The organism is Methylomonas rivi, from assembly GCF_024505165.1.
GTDB lineage: Bacteria > Pseudomonadota > Gammaproteobacteria > Methylococcales > Methylomonadaceae > Methylomonas > Methylomonas rivi.
On sequence record NZ_JANIBK010000033.1, the window covers coordinates 1 to 17,180 of the forward strand.

Below are 17,180 nucleotides of genomic sequence, written 5' to 3' on the forward strand. Positions count from 1 at the left end.
ACGGGTGGCTAGCGCCACCCGTCCTTAGCATGCCTAATAAATGCTAGGTAGCGACAAAGCTAACTTATGCAGCCGCAGCGTCTACCAATTCACGGATTTCACGGGCGGCCTCCGCTGGAGAAGGCGCGCCGTAAATAGCCGCACCGACAACGATGATGTTGGCGCCCGCATTAACGGTCTGTTCAATAGTGGCGGGCTTGATACCGCCGGCAACAGAAACCCGAACATTCAAACCTAAAGAAGCGACTTCGTTCAAGTCGGTGAATGGGGTTTGACCTGCAGCTTGCGCGTCCAAACCGGTGTGAACACCCATGATTTGCGCGCCCAATTTAGCGGATTCGCGTGCACACTCGGCTTTGTTAGGCACGTTGATCAGGTCAACTTGAACCTCGGCTGCGTGTTTTTTCGCGGCCTTGATTACGCCACCGATAGTTGCCAAGCCGGATACGCCCAATACGGTGCAGATGTCGGCGCCGGCGGCGTAGAAAGCACCTGCTTCGTATTCGCCGGCATCCATGGTTTTCAGGTCAACCAACAACAATTTGTCCGGATAACGGTTTCTCAGTTCTTTTACCAGGTTAACACCGTTGTATTTGATGCAAGGGGTACCGATTTCAAAAATATCAACATAAGGCGCTACTTGATCCGCCAACGCTACGGTTTGGTCGAAATCCAAAGAGTCTAACGCCATTTGAATTAATGGTCTTGCCATGGGATGTGCTCCGATTGTTACAGTTATAGTTATAAGAACCGCTCATCAGCATATTGGTACGCCCGCCAAAAGGCCGCATAGTGTACTGTCGTTGATGAGCAATAAAAAAGCTGGCAGCAACTCTAAATCAGAATTGGGCACCCTGTCAATTGAAAGCCTGCCATTTACTTGTTAATTTTCGTATTTTATCGATTTTTTATCCTTCATTACCCAAACCCGCCCAAGGTTTGAATAATCCATCGATAGTCACGCCATACATATCCAAGATCCGTCCCACGCCTTCATCCACCATCGCTTTGACGGAGTCGGATTTATTGTAAAACGCCGGCATGGGCGGGAAAATAATACCACCCATCTCGGTCACTGCGGCCATATTTCGAATATGCGCCAAATTCAACGGCGTTTCCCGCGGCACCAGCACGGTTTTACGCCGCTCCTTTAAAGCCACATCCGCCGAGCGGGAAATCAGGTTATCGCCGAAACCGTGCGCAATCGCCGCCAAGGTTTTCATGGAGCAGGGCGCCACCACGACGCCTTCGGTTTTAAAGGAACCGCTGGCTATGCAGGAAGCAATATCGTTGATGCCGTGCGCCACATCCGCCAACCGGTACAGCGCGGCCCGATCCATATCCAGTTCGTATTTCAAATTTACCAGGCCGGCAGCGGAAATCACCAGATGCGTCTCCCACTCGGGCAAACCCTTTAGGATTTGCAGCATGCGCACGCCGTAAATGGCGCCGGTCGCCCCGGTCATGGCTATGACCAGCCGCTTTTTATTTGTCATAAATTTCTAATTATCCAGCCAAAAGGACAGCCATTTCATCGGCGGCGGCCACCAATGCATCTATCATTTCCTCGCCCTTGGCGACATGTCCCGCATTAGGCAGCACCCTAAAACCGGCTTTCGGCAGCGCTTGATGCAAGCGCCACCCCGCTTCCAACGGGCAGGTTAAATCATTTTGGCCGTGGATAATGATAGTAGGAATATCCTGCAACAGCACGCAATTTTGCAGAACTTGATTCTCGGCAACGAAATAATTATTCCGCGCGTAATGCAGTTCCATCCGCACCTGCTTGACCGCCTGAATATCCGGCGGCGCGTCGACAAGTGCAAATTCCGCCCCCAATGCCACCTGACCGCCCCAATATTGCCAGTGCAACGCCGCCCGTTCGGCAGCCGCGGAGTCGCTGCCGAACGCGGCCTCGCACAGCCTTGCCAGTACTTCATCGCCGGATACCGCCCCCACGGCATCCAGCATATCCTGCCAGCGTTGCGGATAAATACGATTGGCTCCGTCCCGCAGAAACCAATGCATATCCGTCTGGCGCGCCAGAAACACCCCGCGCAAAACCATCCCCAGGACGTGTCGGGGAAATTGCTGCGCATACAGCAATGCCAACGTCGCTCCCCAGGAACCACCGAACAGCAGCCACCGCTCGATGCGCAGCCTGATTCTGACGCGCTCCATGTCTTCTATTAGGTTTTGCGTGGTATTTCCTTCCAACTCGCCAAAAGGCAACGACCGCCCGCACCCGCGCTGATCCAGCAAAATAATGCAATAAAGATCGGGATTGAAAAAACGCCGGTGGTCCGGCTTGGTGCCTGAGCACGGCCCGCCGTGCAGGAAAATCACAGGAATGCCTACAGGATTACCCGATTGCTCGACGTACACTTGATGCATGCTGCCGGTTTCCAGAAAAAACGTGTGAAATGGAAAAATTTCCGGGTAAAGCACCTTCAAATCTCACCACCCAACAAGCGTTCCAATAGCAAATCCTCAAGGTTCCGACGCGCATCCAGCACCGCTAACACACGCACATCATTTTCATTAATTTTGTAGACGATTCGCCAATGGGAAATCAGCAACTCCCTAAACTGGAACACCCCTTGAGCCTGTAATTCCGGCACCATTCGCCCTCTTTCCGCCAGCAGTTCCAGCTGAAACGCCTTGGCTTTAATCTCACCCAGCAGCGAAGCGGCGGCACTGGGGCTGCGACTTTTTAGGTATATCACCAGCTGTCGCAGATCGTTTCGAGCAGTTTTAGTCCACTGAACCCGACGCAATTGGGTCATTACTCAGCCAGCAACTCATCCATTTCGCGAAACACATCCTGCTGTTCCAGCAGATCGCCATTACGAATATCCTCTTCGCTTTGCGCCAGCAACTTCAGCAAACTCAAGGCATTGCGCATATTCTCATAGCTTTCGGCATCTTGCAAAACCCCTCGCGGCTCACCGTTCTGAGTAATGACAATAGGCCGATGGGTTTGATTTATTTGTTGCAAAAGTTCCGCAGAATGAGCCTTTAAATAACTCACCGGCTTAATATCAGTTACTAGATTCATTGAAAACTCGCATATCACCAAATTTAGTACCGAGTATAGCACCACTAATGAATCGCAGACATAAAAAAAGGGAAGGCTTTCGCCTTCCCTTTTCGCCCGACTTAAGTAAGTAACAAATTAGAATTTGAAACCTACGTAACCGCCGGCAGTGAAACCATTGTTAGGTGTACCGTCGATTTTGCTAGTCATGTAGTGGTAGCGAGTATCCGCACCGATTACGATGCCTCTGAACAAGTCGTATTCAGCACCGGCACCGAAATTCATGCCGGCGTTCAACACGGAAACCGCATTGGAAGGCACACCCAGAATGTTAACATCCAGACCGACCGGAATCAGCCACGGACGGAATTTGCTGCCGTGCATGAATTTGATTTTTGGCGAGGCGTTGATTCTCAGGCGGGCATCAGTCGATGTGCCATTGTGTCCGTTAAGCGCTATTGTTTGGCTGTTGGATGTTTGCAGGGCGGTCAAAGTACCATTGGTTAAAGTATTGGCACCGGTACCGTATTCAGCATATTCGAAACCAAATTCAATCATGAACGAAGTATCGTCCATCAAACCGAATAAGTCGTTGTTGACATTGAAGTCGAACGCGCCACCAAAATAGTAACCGTCGGCGTTGGTATTATTGGAAAGTAAACCACCGTCGGTTAAAACAGAATTAGAGTTCGCGCGCGCGTGATCGAGCTTGCTCCAACCACCACGCACCGCAACCAAGTTATCTTTGGAAGTAGAAGCCGCGGGCGCGGATTTCATGGAAGCCATCCAGTGATCCAGCTCTTGCACTTTGGCCGATTCGGTTGAAGTTTGCGCGGAAGCCGATTTAACCCGGCCTAATTCCGCTTGCATGGCAGCCATTTGATCGGCCATTTGTTGCATTTGCAATTCCAGGGCCTCGGCTTTTCTGGCCGCCGCATCGGCAACGCGTTCGGCTTTATTGTCCGCCGCTTGAGCAGGCGCAACCATGGCCATGGATAATGTCGCTGCGGCGATGCCCAGCGCTAATTGGGTTTTATTTAAAGTCATTGCTGTCCCCCCAAGGGTTTATTGTTGTTAGCCAGTCTGCTTTTTGCTTAATTGCAACACAGGATTTTTCTACGTAGGCAATAATAGCAGCTGTTTCGCATCCTTACAAGTTTTAGTCTTATTTTTTTTATCGAAAAAAGTTAATATATATCAATATAATACAAATTTAGCGTAAAGTGATTTCACTAAATGTTAAAAAAAAACAACATTTAGTTTAAAATTTGCACAAGCAAAATACGCCGATCTCTGCCGCACCAAAACAACGCAAAACCCGGCCGCGATAACCGATTTTGAGCAGACATTCCGGCTGGTAAACGGCAAATATCGACTTTTCGTGTTAAGTTGTTTCCACCCAAACAGTCCGTTTTCACATGACCCACGACACAGACATTCTGATCATAGGCGGCGGCATCAGCGGTTTATTAACCGCCCGCGAATTACAATTGGTGGGCCGCAACATCACCGTTATCGACAAATCGAACCTTGGACAGGAAGCCTCCTGGGCCGGCGGCGGCATCTTGCTGCCCATTTACCCCTGGCGGCAGGCCGGCGCGATTTCCGATCTGGTTGTCGCCAGCCTGCAAAGTTATCCCGGCCTGAGCCGGGAATTGCTCGACACCACCGGCATCGACCCGGAATGGACCCCTTGCGGCATGCTGATCTGCAAAAACCCGGACTACGATTTAGCCATACAATGGTGCAATACCCGCCATATTTCTTATCAAGATCCACCGGCCGCATTACTGGAACACATCGATACCCTCTGCGACCGGCCTTTATGGCTGCCCGGTATTGCGCAGGCGCGCAATCCTCGCTTGCTAAAATCGTTAAAAGCCTATTTACTGCAAAACGGTGTGCGTTTTATCGAAAACACCGGAATCACCGGCGTTGAAATTGAGAATAGGCGCTTACAAACGATCCATACCTTTGAACAAAGCTTTAGCCCGAACCAAGCCATCATCTGCGCGGGCGCCTGGAGCGCGGATTTCTTAAACCGCTGGCTGCCGCAAGCTTCGATAAGCTTGCAGATCCAACCGGTACGCGGACAAATGCTGCTGTTTGACGCCCAACCCGACACGCTGAAACACATGATTTTGGACGGCGACCATTATTTGATTCCGCGCCGCGACGGCAAGATTTTGGCCGGCAGCACCGTGGAACAAGCCGGGTTTACCAAAATCACCACCGCGGAAGCCGGAGAACAACTATACAACTTTGCCATAGGCCTAATGCCGGAACTGAAAAAACACCCGGTCTGCGCGCATTGGGCAGGCTTACGGCCCGGCACCCCAAAAGGCATACCCTATATCGGTTTTCACCCCGATGTAGACAACCTCAGCGTCAACGCCGGCCATTTTCGCAACGGCTTGGTCATGGGGCCGGCATCCGCCCGCTTGTTGGCCGATCTGATTCTACAAAGACAGCCCAGCCTCGACCCCGCGCCTTACGCCTTGAACCGCGGCTAGTTTTGTTTACTTCCGAACCGCCATATCGGGTTACACTTTTCGCTAACCCGACCTATACATTCTAAAAAACACCATGAATCTTTATCCTTTATTACGCCGCGTATTATTTAGCCTGGATCCGGAAACCGCCCATCATGTCACGTTGAAATTATTGAAACTGACCGAACAAGCCGGCCTATCAAGCTTGAGCAGGGCGCAATCGACCGATAAACCGGTCACGGTGATGGGACTGGAATTTAAAAATCCGCTCGGTTTGGCCGCCGGCCTGGATAAAAACGGCGATTACATCGACGCATTAGCCGCGCTGGGCTTCGGTTTTATCGAGATAGGCACGGTAACGCCGCGGCCGCAACCCGGCAATCCCAAACCGCGCCTGTTCCGGTTGCCGGAACACCAAGCCATCATCAACCGGATGGGTTTTAATAATTTCGGTATCGATCATTTATTGCAACAGGTCGCCCAATGCCGGTATCGCGGCATATTGGGAATCAATATCGGCAAAAACGCCGACACGCCGATAGAACAAGCCACCGAAGATTATTTGATCGGTTTGCGCAAAAGCTATTTGCCGGCCAGCTATATCACCATCAATATTTCCTCGCCCAACACCAAAAATTTGCGCCAATTGCAACAGGGCGACGAAATCAAGCAGTTGTTGGCTGCATTGAAACAGGAACAACTCAAATTACAGGCCGAGCATGGCAAATACACCCCGCTGGCGGTCAAGATTGCCCCCGATTTAACCGACGAGGACATCCGGCGTATTGCGGATTTGCTGCTGGAATTTGGCATCGACGGTGTCATCGCCACCAATACCACCATCGCCCGCGACAAAGTGCAAGGCCACCCTCTTTGCAATGAAACCGGCGGCCTCAGCGGCGCACCGGTCAAAGACAGCTCGACAGCCGTCGTCAAAGGTTTGGCGGCGGCGTTAAACGGCAAATTGCCGATTATTGCGGCGGGGGGTATCTTGAGCGGCAGCGATGCGCGGGAAAAAATCCAAGCCGGCGCCAGCTTGGTACAGGTTTACAGCGGCCTGATTTATAAGGGTCCGCAACTGCTGGAAGATATTTTACAAAACCTTTAAGGCTCGGCCTGTTTCCAACCCTTTTGCAATAAGCCGCTCTGATAGTATTTGAGCAAATCGATTCCGCACTCATCAGGGCGCAACACCGTGGAAATCTTTAACGGCTGACCAGCGAAATTCGAACCGGCTAAGGCCAAATCCACCACGAACTCCAGGCAAGGCTGTTTTTGCGAGTCGCGCAACATCAAAATCTTCGGCTTGAGTTTTGCTTTTGGGTTAACCTCGATCACCATGGCTATTTCGCCGCTATTCAGTTCCACCAAACTTCCGGCCGGGTAAATCCCCAGACATTCGATAAATTTCATGGTCAGCCCTGGATCGAGGTGGCCGTCGGAAGAAGACTCGGTAAGAACTTTAATTGAATCGAGATGCGACCTGCCTTTTTTATAGACCCTATCACTACTGACCGCATCATACATATCGGCAATAGCCACGATACGCGTATACGGAGTAATTTGCTCGGCCTTTAATTGCCGAGGATACCCCTTGCCGTCCAGGCGCTCGTGATGGGTAAACGCCACGTCCACCGCGCCCGGATACATGCCATGAGTTGCCAGCAAAATTTTCCAACCCTTGGCGGCATGCGTTTGCATCACGGCTAACTCTTCCGGCGTCAGACGCCCCGGTTTGTTTAAGACTTCTAGCGGCACTTGCATCTTGCCCATGTCATGCATCATCCCGCACAAACCGACATGATTCAGCTCCTCGACCGGCAGATTAATTTGCCGTCCCAACGCAATCGAGAAAATGCACACATTCATACTATGCTGTGCCGTATATTCGTCGCGATTTTTCAGTTGCGTCATCAACATCAGCGCATCGGGCGCGTTCAACACGCTATCGACACAGTAGGCCACGGCTTTTTTGGCGGCCAAGGCATTGATGGGGCGACCGAATTTAACCTCTTCCATGAAGCTTTTGACCAAGCCGCTGGTTTTTTGGTAGATGACTTCGGCCTTGCTAATTTCCCGCCGAAAAGACGAGCTCTTGGCGGGCGGCTGGACCTTTTCCAGAAAGTCGGGCGTGTAGCCCGTGCTACGGGCCACATATTGCGGTACCTTGGTCTGTTTTGTAGTGTCGACAAAAACAAAATCGCACTGTTTTTGTACCGCATCGATATCGGCTTGGTTTTTTAATTCAAAGCCCTGAAATCGGAAATTGGTTTCCAGCCAAGGCCTATCCAATTTGGACACAAACATGCCGATTTTCAGATCCTTGACCTCGATCCGAACTTCTTCGAGCGAATCTATCAATAAGTCGTTGATCTTGTTTTGCATGGTTGCGCGTGTCCGCTGCTAGCCTCAAACCGTCCGATTAGACTTCAATCCAACAAAAAATTTCAATGACTTGAAAATGCGCTCGATTTATTCGCCCGCTATCGCCATCTGCTCCAATAAAATGGATCCCACCCGAATATTGCCGCGCAAATCCACATCGTTGCCTATCGCCACGATATTACGCAACATGGATTTCAGGTTGCCGGCGATGGTAATCTCCTGCACCGGATATTGAATCATGCCGTTTTCCACCCAAAAGCCGGAGGCTCCGCGCGAATAGTCGCCGGTCACCCGATTGACGCCCTGTCCCATCAATTCGGTAACCAGCAAACCGGTGCCCAACAAGTTCAACATGCCGGCAAAATCCTGTTCGCCCGGCTCGACAATCAAGTTATGCACCCCGCCGGCATTACCGGTGGTTTGCATGCCCAATTTACGGGCGGAATAGGTGCTGAGTATGTAGCTGCGCAAAATGCCGTCGCTGACGATATCCCGCGCCCTTGTCGCCACCCCTTCGGCATCGTAGCTGGCGCTGCCCATGCCGCCGACCAACAACGGTTGTTCGTGTATGCGCACGAAGTCCGGCAAAATTTGGCTATCCAGACTATCCAGCAAAAACGACGATTTGCGGTACAAACTGCTGCCGCTGATGGCTCCCAGCAAAGAACCGATCAAACCGGAGGCCATTTCCGGCGCAAACAGCACCGGACATTGCCGGGTACTGAGACTGCGGGCATTCAGCCGGGCCACGGTGCGTTGCGCGGCTTTTTCGCCGACGAAGCGCGCGGTTTCCAGCAAGGCCGGATTCCGCGCCACGCTGTACCAATAATCGCGCTGCATGCTGTCGCCGCTGCCGGCCAACACCGAACAGCTGATGGAATGGCGGCTGGATTGATAACCCTGCAAAAACCCCAATGAATTGCCGAATACCCGAGTGCCTTGGTGGCTGTTGACGGTGGCGCCCTCGGAGTTGCTGATGGCTTTGTCGAAATGGCGGGCGGCATTTTCGCATTCGACGGCCAGCGTAATGGCCGTTTCGGCATTGATGTCCCACGGATGATTTAAGTCCAAATCGGGAAACTCGGTCGCCAACAACGCCGGGTCCGGCAAGCCGGCGTATTCGTCCTCACTGGCATAACGGGCGATGCTGCAAGCCGCCTTGACGGTTTCTTTCAAGGAGTCCGCCGATACGTCGTTGGTGCTGGCCGAGCCTTTTTGCCGGCCGAAATACACCGTCACGCCTATACCTTGATCGCAGTGATATTCTATGGTTTCCACATCCCCCAAGCGGGCCGATACCGATAAACCGTTGTCGACGCTGAAAGCCGCCTCCGCGGCAGTGGCTCCTTGCTGTTTCGCCTCGTCCAGCAATTGCTGAACCACATGTTTTAAACGCTGGATTTCATCCTGATTTTGCACAATTTTTCTCTTAAACTCGATTACAGACTGGTACCGCCAACGGTCATGCCGTCGATTTTCAGGGTCGGCTGGCCGACACCGACTGGCACGCTCTGTCCTTCTTTGCCGCAGGTGCCGACGCCGCTGTCCAGCTGCATGTCGTTACCGACCATGGAGACTTTGGTCAACACGTCCGGGCCGTTGCCGATCAGGGTGGCCCCCTTGACGGGCCGGGTGATTTTGCCGTTTTCGATCAAATAGGCTTCGCTGGCGGAAAACACGAATTTTCCGGAAGTGATGTCCACTTGGCCGCCGCCGAAATTGCGGGCGTACAGGCCTTTTTTGACCGAGAGGATAATTTCCTCGGGATCGCTTTGGCCCGGCAACATATAGGTGTTGGTCATGCGCGGCATCGGCAAATGCGCGTAAGACTCGCGGCGGCCGTTGCCGGTGGGCTTGACGCCCATCAGACGGGCATTCAGTTTGTCCTGCATATAGCCTTTCAAAATGCCGTTTTCGATCAGCACGGTATTTTCGGTGGGCGTGCCTTCGTCGTCTATGCTCAAGGAGCCGCGCCGGCCCGGCAGGGTGCCGTCGTCGACCACCGTGCATAGATCGGACGCCACCCGCTCGCCGACCCGACCGCTAAATGCCGAGGTGCCTTTACGGTTGAAGTCGCCTTCCAGGCCGTGGCCGATGGCTTCGTGCAATAAAATACCCGGCCAGCCCGGCCCCAGCACCACCGTCATATTGCCGGCCGGCGCTTCTTCGGCTTGCAGATTGACTTGCGCCTGCCGCACCGCTTCGCGGGCAAAATCCATGGCCCGGTCGCCTTCCAGGAAGTAACTGTAATCGCTGCGTCCGCCGCCGCCCATGCTGCCTTGTTCGCGGCGGCCGTTTTCCACCATAATCACGCTGACATTCATGCGCACCAACGGCCGCACATCGGCTATCAACGAACCGTCCTGATTGGCGACCAGCACATTGTCGTAAGCCGCCACCAAGCTGACCATGACTTCCTCAATGCGGCTGTCCAGTTTGCGGGTTTCCGCATCCACCCGCTTCAACAGGTCGATTTTGTCCTGATCGGCCAAGGAACTCAACGGGTTCAGCGGCCGGTAAAGCTGCGGCCAGCTATCGGCGGTTTGAATCCTATGTTGGGCCTGCTGGCCTTGCCTGACGATGGCTTTGACGTTGTTGGCGGCTTCCAGCAGAATCGGCAATTCGATGCGGTCGCTATAGGCAAAGCCGGTTTTGTCGCCGCTGACCACCCGCACGCCGGCGCCATGTTCGATGGAATGCGTGCCTTCCTTGACGATACCGCCCTCCAAGGACCAGGATTCGAAATGGCTGGATTGAAAGTAAATATCGGCCGCATCGACGGGTACGCTGAGCAATGTCGACATGACCCGGTCGACATCCCGAGGCAGCAGACTGTTGGCGGCAAGAATGGATTGTTTGACTTGTTCGGTTAAAGGCATGATGGCTCTAAAAATGAGTTAAACGGGGACGGCTTACATCACAAAAAACGAAGCCAGATAGGCAACGCCCAGCGCAGTGGCAACCAAGGCCACTTTGTAAGGTAAGGTCAATGTAAGCCAATAGAGTTCCCATTCGGTTTTCCGGCGCACCCAGATTTCCAGTAAGCGCCGCTTAAAATACCGGTAAAGGCGCGGCAAGGCTTTCCATAATTGATAAAAAACCAAGCCTCCGATCAGCAGCAAAATATAAAACGTGGCAATTTGGCTGGCATGATGCTCGGTATGAAACAGATGCTCTATCAGGTGTTCGATACCCAGCTCGAACCACTCGAACGACTCAAATAACAATTCGAAGAAAAAATGCGCGATTTCAGTCAACAGCTCCAATGTCAGGTCATAAAAGACCAATGACAAGGTCAGCAACGCTACAAAAATCAAATCAAAATGTTTTTTAATCATGCCCCTGTCCGCGACATCCCGATTTAAACCGTTTCAGGTACCAACCATTCCGCTTTCCAAGTCCCCTGCCCATCCGTCAACACCCGGTTCAACCACGGCAATACGATCTCGGCTTGCGTTTGCAATTGCCAGGGCGGATTGATGAACAGCATACCAGAACCGGTCATGCCTCGCAGCGCGCCGTCCGCAGCCACACAATGCTCTATGCGTAATTGCTTGGGGATGCCGGTCGCCTGCAGGCGTTGCAACATTCTTTCCGTGACATTGCGGTCTATGATGGGATACCACAAAGCATAAACGCCGGTGGCGAAATGCTTATACGCGCCTTGCAAAGCCTCCACCACCCGGTTGTAATCGGATTTCACTTCGTAACTGGGATCGATCAGGACCAAACCGCGTTTTTGAATCGGCGGCAGTTTCTTGCTCAGCCGTTCCAGACCGTCTTCCTTGGCCACGCTGACTTGTTTATCGCCGGCGAATAATTGCTGCAGACTTTCGTAGTCGCTGCCGTGCAACTCCGACAATTGCAATCTATCGTGAGACCGGACCAAGCGCCGCACCAATTGCGGCGAGCCGGGATAACGCACCAGTTGTTTGCCGGTATTCTCGGCCCGTACCGCCGCCAGATAGTCCCTGATTTCCTCGGGTGGTTGCGCGGCTGCCCAGATGCGGCCTATGCCTTGTTGGTATTCTCCGGTTTTTTGGGCGAATTCCGATTTAAACGAATATTTGCCGGCGCCGGCGTGGGTGTCGATATATACAAACGGCTTGTCTTTTTGTTTTAAGGCGTTGATCGCCAATGTCAGCAGACTGTGCTTTAACACGTCCGCAAAATTGCCGGCGTGGAAGCCGTGGCGATAACTCAACATAGTGATATTCCGTTTTTCGTTGGCAAGATCAGGCCCATTTCGATCTGAACATAAAATAAACCGCCCCCAGCAGGCAGACCCCAGCCCACAGGTAGTCCAATTTTAAAGGCTCTTTCAGGTAATACACCGAAAACGGCACAAACACGCTGAGCGCAATCGCTTCCTGCATGATTTTCAATTGGCCGACATTCAAGGCGGTGTGGCCGATACGATTGGCCGGCACCTGCAATAGATACTCAAAAAAAGCCAGTCCCCAGCTCAATAAGGCCGCCAGCATCCAGTGCTTGTGATTGAGTTCTTTCAAATGGGCATACCAGGCGAAGGTCATGAATACGTTACTGCAAATCAGCAAGCTAATCGAAATTAAAACCGGCGACATAAATGGGTTAAGAGGGGAGAAGTGTGTATTGTTGTTTAAAGCTATTGACAGCTTGGCTGCGTAGTTTTTGAATAGCCGCGCCGATTTGCGCACCCCGCAAATTGTCTTGTAAAACCTGCCGGGTGTCGACCGCTAACGCGGTTTGCGCGGCTTTTTTAATGTATTCGGCCTGAGGATATTCGGCCTCCTCGAACCCCGTGCGGCCGCGCGCATCGGCTTCGCAGGCCGCTAAAAAATCCTGTAACTGCTCTGCGGATTTGAAGGCGCCCACGGCTTGCAGCATGTCGACCAAGGTATCGCCGCGCAATTCGTATGCCCGGTGGCAATGCGTGTGGTACTCCATCACCTGCGCGCACAGCGTTTTATAGGCTTTCGGCACCCGCAGGCGCCGGCAAAAACCCTCCAGTACCGGCAAACCCTTGCGTTCGTGGCCGTGGTGGCTGGGCCATTTTTGCGGATCGGTCAAGGCTTTACCCAAATCGTGCAGCAAGGCAGCCAAGCGAACCTCGGGCTTGTTAGACAACTTGGCGGCCAGCGCAAGCGACATCAGGCTATGCACCCCCGTGTCGATTTCCGGGTGATATTTGGCGGGTTGCGGCACACCGAATAGCGCCTGAATCTCCGGAAAGATCGCCGCCAAGGCACTGCAGTCTTTTAAGGTTTGAAAAAAGGCGGCGGGCGTGGTTTCTGATAAGGCTTTATTCAACTCGGCCCAGACCCGTTCGGCAACCAAGTGGTCTGCTTCGCCGCTATTCACCATGGCCTGCATGAGTTGCCGGGTTTCTGCCGCCACTTTAAAGCCCAAATGGGCGTAACGGGCGGCGAAACGAGCCACGCGCAGAATGCGCACCGGATCTTCGCTAAAGGCGGGGGAGACGTGCCGTAGAATCCGGTTTTGCAAATCCCGCTGTCCTTGAAACGGATCGACCAGTACGCCGTCTTCGCCTATCGCCATCGCGTTAATGGTCAGATCTCGGCGCAGCAAGTCCTCTTCCAGGGTTACCCGCGGATTGGCATCCACGTCAAAACCTTTATATCCCGGCGCGGTTTTGCGCTCGGTACGGGCCAATGCGTATTCTTCGTGGGTTTGCGGGTGCAGAAACACCGGAAAATCCTTTCCGACCGGCTTATAGCCTTGTTCCAGCATGATCTCGGGGGTTGCCCCCACTACCAGCCAATCGCGTTCCGATACCGGGTAATCCAGTAAACGATCCCGTACCGCACCGCCGACTAGATAAATTTTCATTAAACCTGACTCGCCTGTTTGATGGATTTAAGCGCACAGTATAAATGAGTCGGTATCATAGTGCTTTGCTTATTCGGACGCCGCGGCCATTATGATAGAGATTTTTTTAGCCAGTCTATTGCTGGGTTCGCTGGCAGGCCTCAGCGCCGGTTTATTCGGCATTGGCGGCGGCGTATTGGTGGTGCCTTTTTTGAGCTGGCTGTTCAGGGCCCACCAGTTCGAAACCGAGCAAATCATGTTGATGGCGGTCGCCACGGCCTTGGCTTCCGCTTTATTCACCTCCGCGGCTTCGGTACGCACCCATTTCAGGCTGGGCAATATCGTCTGGCCCAGGGTTTTGCGCTTGGCGCCTACCCTGTTCGCGGGCGCCGCCGGCGGCGCCGCGCTGGCCGAATACATTAGCGCCGGCGTGCTTCGCAACCTGTTTATCGCTTATCTTCTATACACCAGCTTTCAGATGGCGCGGCCGAAAAAAACCGCGCCCACGCCCGGCAAATTGCCCGGCGGTTTCGATTACCCCATGGGGCTATTCATTGGCGGCCTATCGGCTATTTTAGGCATAGGCGGCGGCTCCATGAACGTACCCTACTTGGCACACGCCGGCTTGCCGATGAAAAATGCAGTCGCCACTTCGTCCGCTTGCGCCTTACCGATCGCTTTTTCCGCGGCCGCCAGCTATATTCTGCTGGGTTGGCAAAACCTTTCCCTGCCGCCGGACAGCATCGGTTATGTCTATCTGCCGGCTTTTTGGGGTATAACCGTGACAGGCGTTTTCACCGCGCCGATAGGCGCCAGACTGGCCCACCGCCTGCCCGCCCGGCAACTTAAACGCTACTTTGCGGCCGTTTTGCTGTTGATTGCCTTAAAAATGCTTGGTTAACCGGGGAACTTCCACGCTTGCGGCGGCTCTGACAGTTGCGGTACCACCCTTGATTGCCTTGTTGCACGAAAAAAAACTTCATCGTATACTTCGGCGCAGCTTTCTTGATCAAGCTAGCTCACAACAACAAAACCTCTGGAGGGTATTACAAATGAAATGGGAAACACCTGCTTATAACGACATGCGTTTTGGTTTTGAAGTAACCATGTACATTTACAACCGTTAATCCTGACGGTTGACCATGAAAAAGGGGCATTTTCCTGCCCCTTTTTTTTGCCCGCGGTTTTTTAATCCCGTATCATTGTTCACACTTACCCAATCAAAACAACTATGAAGATCAGAGTTCTCGGCGCCGGCGCCGGCGGCGGCTTCCCGCAATGGAACTGCAATTGCGACAACTGCAAGGGACTGCGTAGCGGCCAACTCAACGGCAAGGCCCGTACCCAATCGTCGATCGCGATCAGCACCGACAACCGCAACTGGCTGCTGTTCAACGCCTCGCCGGACATTCGCGCCCAACTGGAAGCCTTTCCGGCCATCCAGCCCAAGCAAGGCATCCGCGACACCGGCATCAAGGCCGTGCTGTTGATAGACAGCCAGATCGACCATACAACAGGCATGCTGATGCTGCGCGAAGGCAAACCGTTAAACGTGTATTGCACCGAAATGGTCAGACAAGACCTGACCACGGGCTTCCCGCTGTTCAACATGCTGAAGGACTATTGCACGGTCAACCATCATGCTATTGCCTGCGACGAGACGCCGTTCGAGATTCCCGGCATAGACGACATTCGCCTGTATGCTCACGCCTTAAAAAGCAAGGCGCCGCCCTATTCGCCGCACCGCCACGACCCGCACGACGGCGACAACATCGGCGTGATTGTCGAACAAATTTCCACCGGTAAAAAACTGTATTATTCCCCCGGCCTGGGCGAAATCGAGCCGCATGTATTCAAAGCCATGCAAAGCGTCGACTGCCTGATGGTGGACGGCACCTTCTGGACCGACGACGAAATGGTCGTCCGCGGCATCAGCCACAAACATGCGCGCGAAATCGGCCACTTGCCGCAATCCGGCTCCGGCGGCATGATAGAAGTGCTGAACGGCGTGCCGAACGCCCGCAAGATTTTGATACATATCAACAACACCAACCCGATTCTCGACGAAGATTCGCCGGAGCGTAAAACCCTGGACGCCAACGGCATCGAAGTGGCTTACGACGGTTTGGAAATCGACTTATAACAAAGGTGTTACATGACTGCTGATAATCAACCCTGGGGCCGCGAAGAATTCGAAGCTAAATTGCGCGGCATGGAAAAGTATTACCACATTCATCATCCGATGCACACGCTGATGAATGAAGGCAAGCTGAACAAACAGCAATTGCAAGGCTGGGTCGCCAACCGCTTTTATTACCAGGTCATGATTCCGATCAAGGACGCCAATATCATGGCCAATTGCCCGGATCGGGAAACCCGCGCCAAATGGGTACAACGCATATTGGACCACGACGGCCACCCCGGCGACCCCGGCGGCATCGAAGCCTGGATACAATTGGGCATGGCGGTAGGCCTGACCCGCGAGGAAATTACATCCCTGGAACACGTGCTGCCCGGCGTGCGTTTCGCGGTGGATGCTTATGTCAATTTCGCCCGCCGCGCCGAATGGCACGAAGCCGCCAGTTCATCGCTGACGGAACTATTCGCCCCCAAAATCCATCAACAGCGTCTGGACAACTGGCCCGATGTCTACCCCTGGGTAGAACAAGAGGGTTACACTTATTTTCGCAAACGTTTGACCGAAGCCCGCCGCGATGTCGAGCACGGGCTGGAACTGACGCTGGACTGGTACAAAACCCGCGAACAGCAGGAACGCATGGTGCAAATTCTGAAATTCAAACTGGATGTGTTGTGGAGCATGGCCGACGCGATGTATCTGGCTTATGTCGCCGACATGCCGCCCTATTTCAATATCGAACAATAACGATGCAAACCGCCGCGCAAATTTGTTTGAGTGCCGAAGAGTTTCTGGCTTGGGAAGAAACCCAGGTCGAGAAACACGAGTTTGTGGCGGGCGAAGTGTTTGCGATGACAGGCGCTCGGCAGGATCACGCCATCGCCAGCCTGAACCTTGCCTTGGCCTTGAAACAACGCCTGCGCGGCACGCCTTGTCGAACCTATATTGCCGATATGAAGTTACACGTAGAAGCGGCCGATGCGTTTTTCTACCCGGATGTAATGGTGTCCTGCCACCCGGAGGACAGATTAGCCGAACACTATCTGTCACATCCTACGCTTGTTGTCGAAGTCTTGTCCGACTCGACGGCCGACTATGACCGCGGCGGTAAATTCGTCGCCTATCGCAAACTGGACTCTCTTCAGGAATACCTGATCGTCGACGTCGACAACCGGCGAGTAGAGTGCTTCAGACGCACCAACGACAGCGATTGGCTGTTGCACGATTACGTCGGCGAAGTCGATTGCGAATTAACCAGCCTGAGCTTAAACCTGCCAATGGCGGAAATTTTTGAAGATATTGCAGCGGCTTAATCAAG

At 53.2% G+C, this 17,180-nt stretch carries 20 protein-coding genes; 7 read left to right on the top strand and 13 right to left on the bottom strand.

Annotation, left to right across the window (positions count from 1 at the left end):
* Nucleotides 1-64: 64 nt before the first annotated feature.
* From hxlA to NP596_RS08425, 6 genes are all read right to left on the bottom strand, one after another.
* A complete protein-coding gene (gene hxlA / locus NP596_RS08400; RefSeq protein WP_256614866.1) occupies nt 65-712 on the bottom strand; it encodes a 3-hexulose-6-phosphate synthase in 648 nt (215 codons plus the stop codon).
* Nucleotides 713-908: 196 nt separating this feature from the next.
* Nucleotides 909-1,496, bottom strand: coding sequence for a UbiX family flavin prenyltransferase (locus NP596_RS08405; RefSeq protein WP_256614867.1), 588 nt, complete (start codon nt 1,494-1,496; stop codon nt 909-911).
* A 10-nt stretch (nt 1,497-1,506) separates the two neighbouring features.
* Nucleotides 1,507-2,454 (bottom strand): prolyl aminopeptidase, encoded by a 948-nt coding sequence (gene pip, locus NP596_RS08410; protein WP_256614868.1) that lies wholly within the window; start codon nt 2,452-2,454, stop codon nt 1,507-1,509.
* Nucleotides 2,451-2,786, bottom strand: coding sequence for a type II toxin-antitoxin system RelE/ParE family toxin (locus tag NP596_RS08415; RefSeq protein WP_256614869.1), 336 nt, complete (start codon nt 2,784-2,786; stop codon nt 2,451-2,453). The genes pip and NP596_RS08415 overlap by 4 nt, the downstream gene beginning before the upstream one ends.
* On the bottom strand, nt 2,786-3,058 hold the full coding sequence (locus tag NP596_RS08420; RefSeq protein WP_256614870.1) for a type II toxin-antitoxin system Phd/YefM family antitoxin: 273 nt from the start codon (nt 3,056-3,058) through the stop codon (nt 2,786-2,788). The genes NP596_RS08415 and NP596_RS08420 overlap by 1 nt, the downstream gene beginning before the upstream one ends.
* A gap of 117 nt (nt 3,059-3,175) precedes the next feature.
* Nucleotides 3,176-4,084, bottom strand: a complete 909-nt coding sequence (locus NP596_RS08425) for a hypothetical protein (protein ID WP_256614871.1) — start codon at nt 4,082-4,084, stop codon at nt 3,176-3,178.
* 371 nt (nt 4,085-4,455) lie between these two features.
* Here NP596_RS08425 and NP596_RS08430 point away from each other — a divergent pair, with 371 nt between their 5' ends.
* On the top strand, nt 4,456-5,550 hold the full coding sequence (locus NP596_RS08430; protein ID WP_256614872.1) for an NAD(P)/FAD-dependent oxidoreductase: 1,095 nt from the start codon (nt 4,456-4,458) through the stop codon (nt 5,548-5,550).
* Between the two features lie 73 nt (nt 5,551-5,623).
* On the top strand, nt 5,624-6,637 hold the full coding sequence (locus NP596_RS08435; RefSeq protein ID WP_256614873.1) for a quinone-dependent dihydroorotate dehydrogenase: 1,014 nt from the start codon (nt 5,624-5,626) through the stop codon (nt 6,635-6,637).
* Here NP596_RS08435 and NP596_RS08440 read toward each other — a convergent pair.
* The 7 genes from NP596_RS08440 to NP596_RS08470 all read right to left on the bottom strand — a co-directional run bounded on the left by NP596_RS08440 (nt 6,634) and on the right by NP596_RS08470 (nt 13,746).
* Complete coding sequence (locus tag NP596_RS08440) at nt 6,634-7,914, bottom strand: cyclic di-GMP phosphodiesterase (protein WP_256614874.1); 1,281 nt, start codon at nt 7,912-7,914, stop codon at nt 6,634-6,636. The two genes, NP596_RS08435 and NP596_RS08440, sit on opposite strands and share 4 nt — an antisense overlap.
* Before the next feature lie 87 nt (nt 7,915-8,001).
* Entirely contained in the window at nt 8,002-9,333 is a 1,332-nt protein-coding gene (pmbA, locus tag NP596_RS08445) for a metalloprotease PmbA (RefSeq protein WP_256614875.1), read from the bottom strand.
* A 20-nt stretch (nt 9,334-9,353) separates the two neighbouring features.
* The gene (gene tldD, locus NP596_RS08450; RefSeq protein WP_256614876.1) at nt 9,354-10,793 is read right to left on the bottom strand and encodes a metalloprotease TldD; all 1,440 of its coding nucleotides are present in this window, start codon (nt 10,791-10,793) and stop codon (nt 9,354-9,356) included.
* A gap of 33 nt (nt 10,794-10,826) precedes the next feature.
* Nucleotides 10,827-11,252, bottom strand: coding sequence for a hypothetical protein (locus tag NP596_RS08455; protein WP_256614877.1), 426 nt, complete (start codon nt 11,250-11,252; stop codon nt 10,827-10,829).
* A gap of 23 nt (nt 11,253-11,275) precedes the next feature.
* On the bottom strand, nt 11,276-12,121 hold the full coding sequence (locus tag NP596_RS08460; protein WP_256614878.1) for a 23S rRNA (adenine(2030)-N(6))-methyltransferase RlmJ: 846 nt from the start codon (nt 12,119-12,121) through the stop codon (nt 11,276-11,278).
* 28 nt (nt 12,122-12,149) lie between these two features.
* On the bottom strand, nt 12,150-12,500 hold the full coding sequence (locus NP596_RS08465) for a DMT family protein (RefSeq protein ID WP_256614879.1): 351 nt from the start codon (nt 12,498-12,500) through the stop codon (nt 12,150-12,152).
* Nucleotides 12,501-12,507: 7 nt separating this feature from the next.
* Entirely contained in the window at nt 12,508-13,746 is a 1,239-nt protein-coding gene (locus NP596_RS08470; RefSeq protein WP_256614881.1) for a multifunctional CCA addition/repair protein, read from the bottom strand.
* 91 nt (nt 13,747-13,837) lie between these two features.
* Here NP596_RS08470 and NP596_RS08475 point away from each other — a divergent pair, with 91 nt between their 5' ends.
* The 5 genes from NP596_RS08475 (at nt 13,838) to NP596_RS08495 (ending at nt 17,175) form a co-directional block, all read left to right on the top strand.
* Nucleotides 13,838-14,626, top strand: coding sequence for a sulfite exporter TauE/SafE family protein (locus tag NP596_RS08475; RefSeq protein WP_256614882.1), 789 nt, complete (start codon nt 13,838-13,840; stop codon nt 14,624-14,626).
* A 151-nt stretch (nt 14,627-14,777) separates the two neighbouring features.
* Nucleotides 14,778-14,852 (top strand): pyrroloquinoline quinone precursor peptide PqqA, encoded by a 75-nt coding sequence (gene pqqA / locus NP596_RS08480; protein ID WP_054760176.1) that lies wholly within the window; start codon nt 14,778-14,780, stop codon nt 14,850-14,852.
* A 104-nt stretch (nt 14,853-14,956) separates the two neighbouring features.
* Nucleotides 14,957-15,868 (top strand): pyrroloquinoline quinone biosynthesis protein PqqB, encoded by a 912-nt coding sequence (gene pqqB / locus NP596_RS08485; RefSeq protein ID WP_256614883.1) that lies wholly within the window; start codon nt 14,957-14,959, stop codon nt 15,866-15,868.
* Between the two features lie 12 nt (nt 15,869-15,880).
* Nucleotides 15,881-16,609: a pyrroloquinoline-quinone synthase PqqC gene (pqqC, locus tag NP596_RS08490; RefSeq protein WP_256614884.1), complete on the top strand. Its 729-nt coding sequence runs from the start codon at nt 15,881-15,883 to the stop codon at nt 16,607-16,609.
* A gap of 2 nt (nt 16,610-16,611) precedes the next feature.
* A complete protein-coding gene (locus NP596_RS08495; RefSeq protein WP_256614885.1) occupies nt 16,612-17,175 on the top strand; it encodes a Uma2 family endonuclease in 564 nt (187 codons plus the stop codon).
* The last annotated feature ends 5 nt before the right edge of the window (nt 17,176-17,180 follow it).

What these genes read in the sequence shown, in the direction of transcription:
- NP596_RS08455 (WP_256614877.1), bottom strand. Translation starts at nt 11,252, where the DNA reads ATGATTAAAAAACATTTTGATTTGATTTTTGTAGCGTTGCTGACCTTG.
- NP596_RS08420 (WP_256614870.1), bottom strand. Translation starts at nt 3,058, where the DNA reads ATGAATCTAGTAACTGATATTAAGCCGGTGAGTTATTTAAAGGCTCAT.
- NP596_RS08465 (WP_256614879.1), bottom strand. Translation starts at nt 12,500, where the DNA reads ATGTCGCCGGTTTTAATTTCGATTAGCTTGCTGATTTGCAGTAACGTA.
- pqqC (WP_256614884.1), top strand. Translation starts at nt 15,881, where the DNA reads ATGACTGCTGATAATCAACCCTGGGGCCGCGAAGAATTCGAAGCTAAA.
- hxlA (WP_256614866.1), bottom strand. Translation starts at nt 712, where the DNA reads ATGGCAAGACCATTAATTCAAATGGCGTTAGACTCTTTGGATTTCGAC.
- NP596_RS08495 (WP_256614885.1), top strand. Translation starts at nt 16,612, where the DNA reads ATGCAAACCGCCGCGCAAATTTGTTTGAGTGCCGAAGAGTTTCTGGCT.
- NP596_RS08440 (WP_256614874.1), bottom strand. Translation starts at nt 7,914, where the DNA reads ATGCAAAACAAGATCAACGACTTATTGATAGATTCGCTCGAAGAAGTT.
- tldD (WP_256614876.1), bottom strand. Translation starts at nt 10,793, where the DNA reads ATGCCTTTAACCGAACAAGTCAAACAATCCATTCTTGCCGCCAACAGT.
- NP596_RS08435 (WP_256614873.1), top strand. Translation starts at nt 5,624, where the DNA reads ATGAATCTTTATCCTTTATTACGCCGCGTATTATTTAGCCTGGATCCG.
- pqqB (WP_256614883.1), top strand. Translation starts at nt 14,957, where the DNA reads ATGAAGATCAGAGTTCTCGGCGCCGGCGCCGGCGGCGGCTTCCCGCAA.
- NP596_RS08405 (WP_256614867.1), bottom strand. Translation starts at nt 1,496, where the DNA reads ATGACAAATAAAAAGCGGCTGGTCATAGCCATGACCGGGGCGACCGGC.
- NP596_RS08430 (WP_256614872.1), top strand. Translation starts at nt 4,456, where the DNA reads ATGACCCACGACACAGACATTCTGATCATAGGCGGCGGCATCAGCGGT.
- NP596_RS08425 (WP_256614871.1), bottom strand. Translation starts at nt 4,084, where the DNA reads ATGACTTTAAATAAAACCCAATTAGCGCTGGGCATCGCCGCAGCGACA.
- NP596_RS08415 (WP_256614869.1), bottom strand. Translation starts at nt 2,786, where the DNA reads ATGACCCAATTGCGTCGGGTTCAGTGGACTAAAACTGCTCGAAACGAT.
- NP596_RS08470 (WP_256614881.1), bottom strand. Translation starts at nt 13,746, where the DNA reads ATGAAAATTTATCTAGTCGGCGGTGCGGTACGGGATCGTTTACTGGAT.
- NP596_RS08460 (WP_256614878.1), bottom strand. Translation starts at nt 12,121, where the DNA reads ATGTTGAGTTATCGCCACGGCTTCCACGCCGGCAATTTTGCGGACGTG.
- NP596_RS08475 (WP_256614882.1), top strand. Translation starts at nt 13,838, where the DNA reads ATGATAGAGATTTTTTTAGCCAGTCTATTGCTGGGTTCGCTGGCAGGC.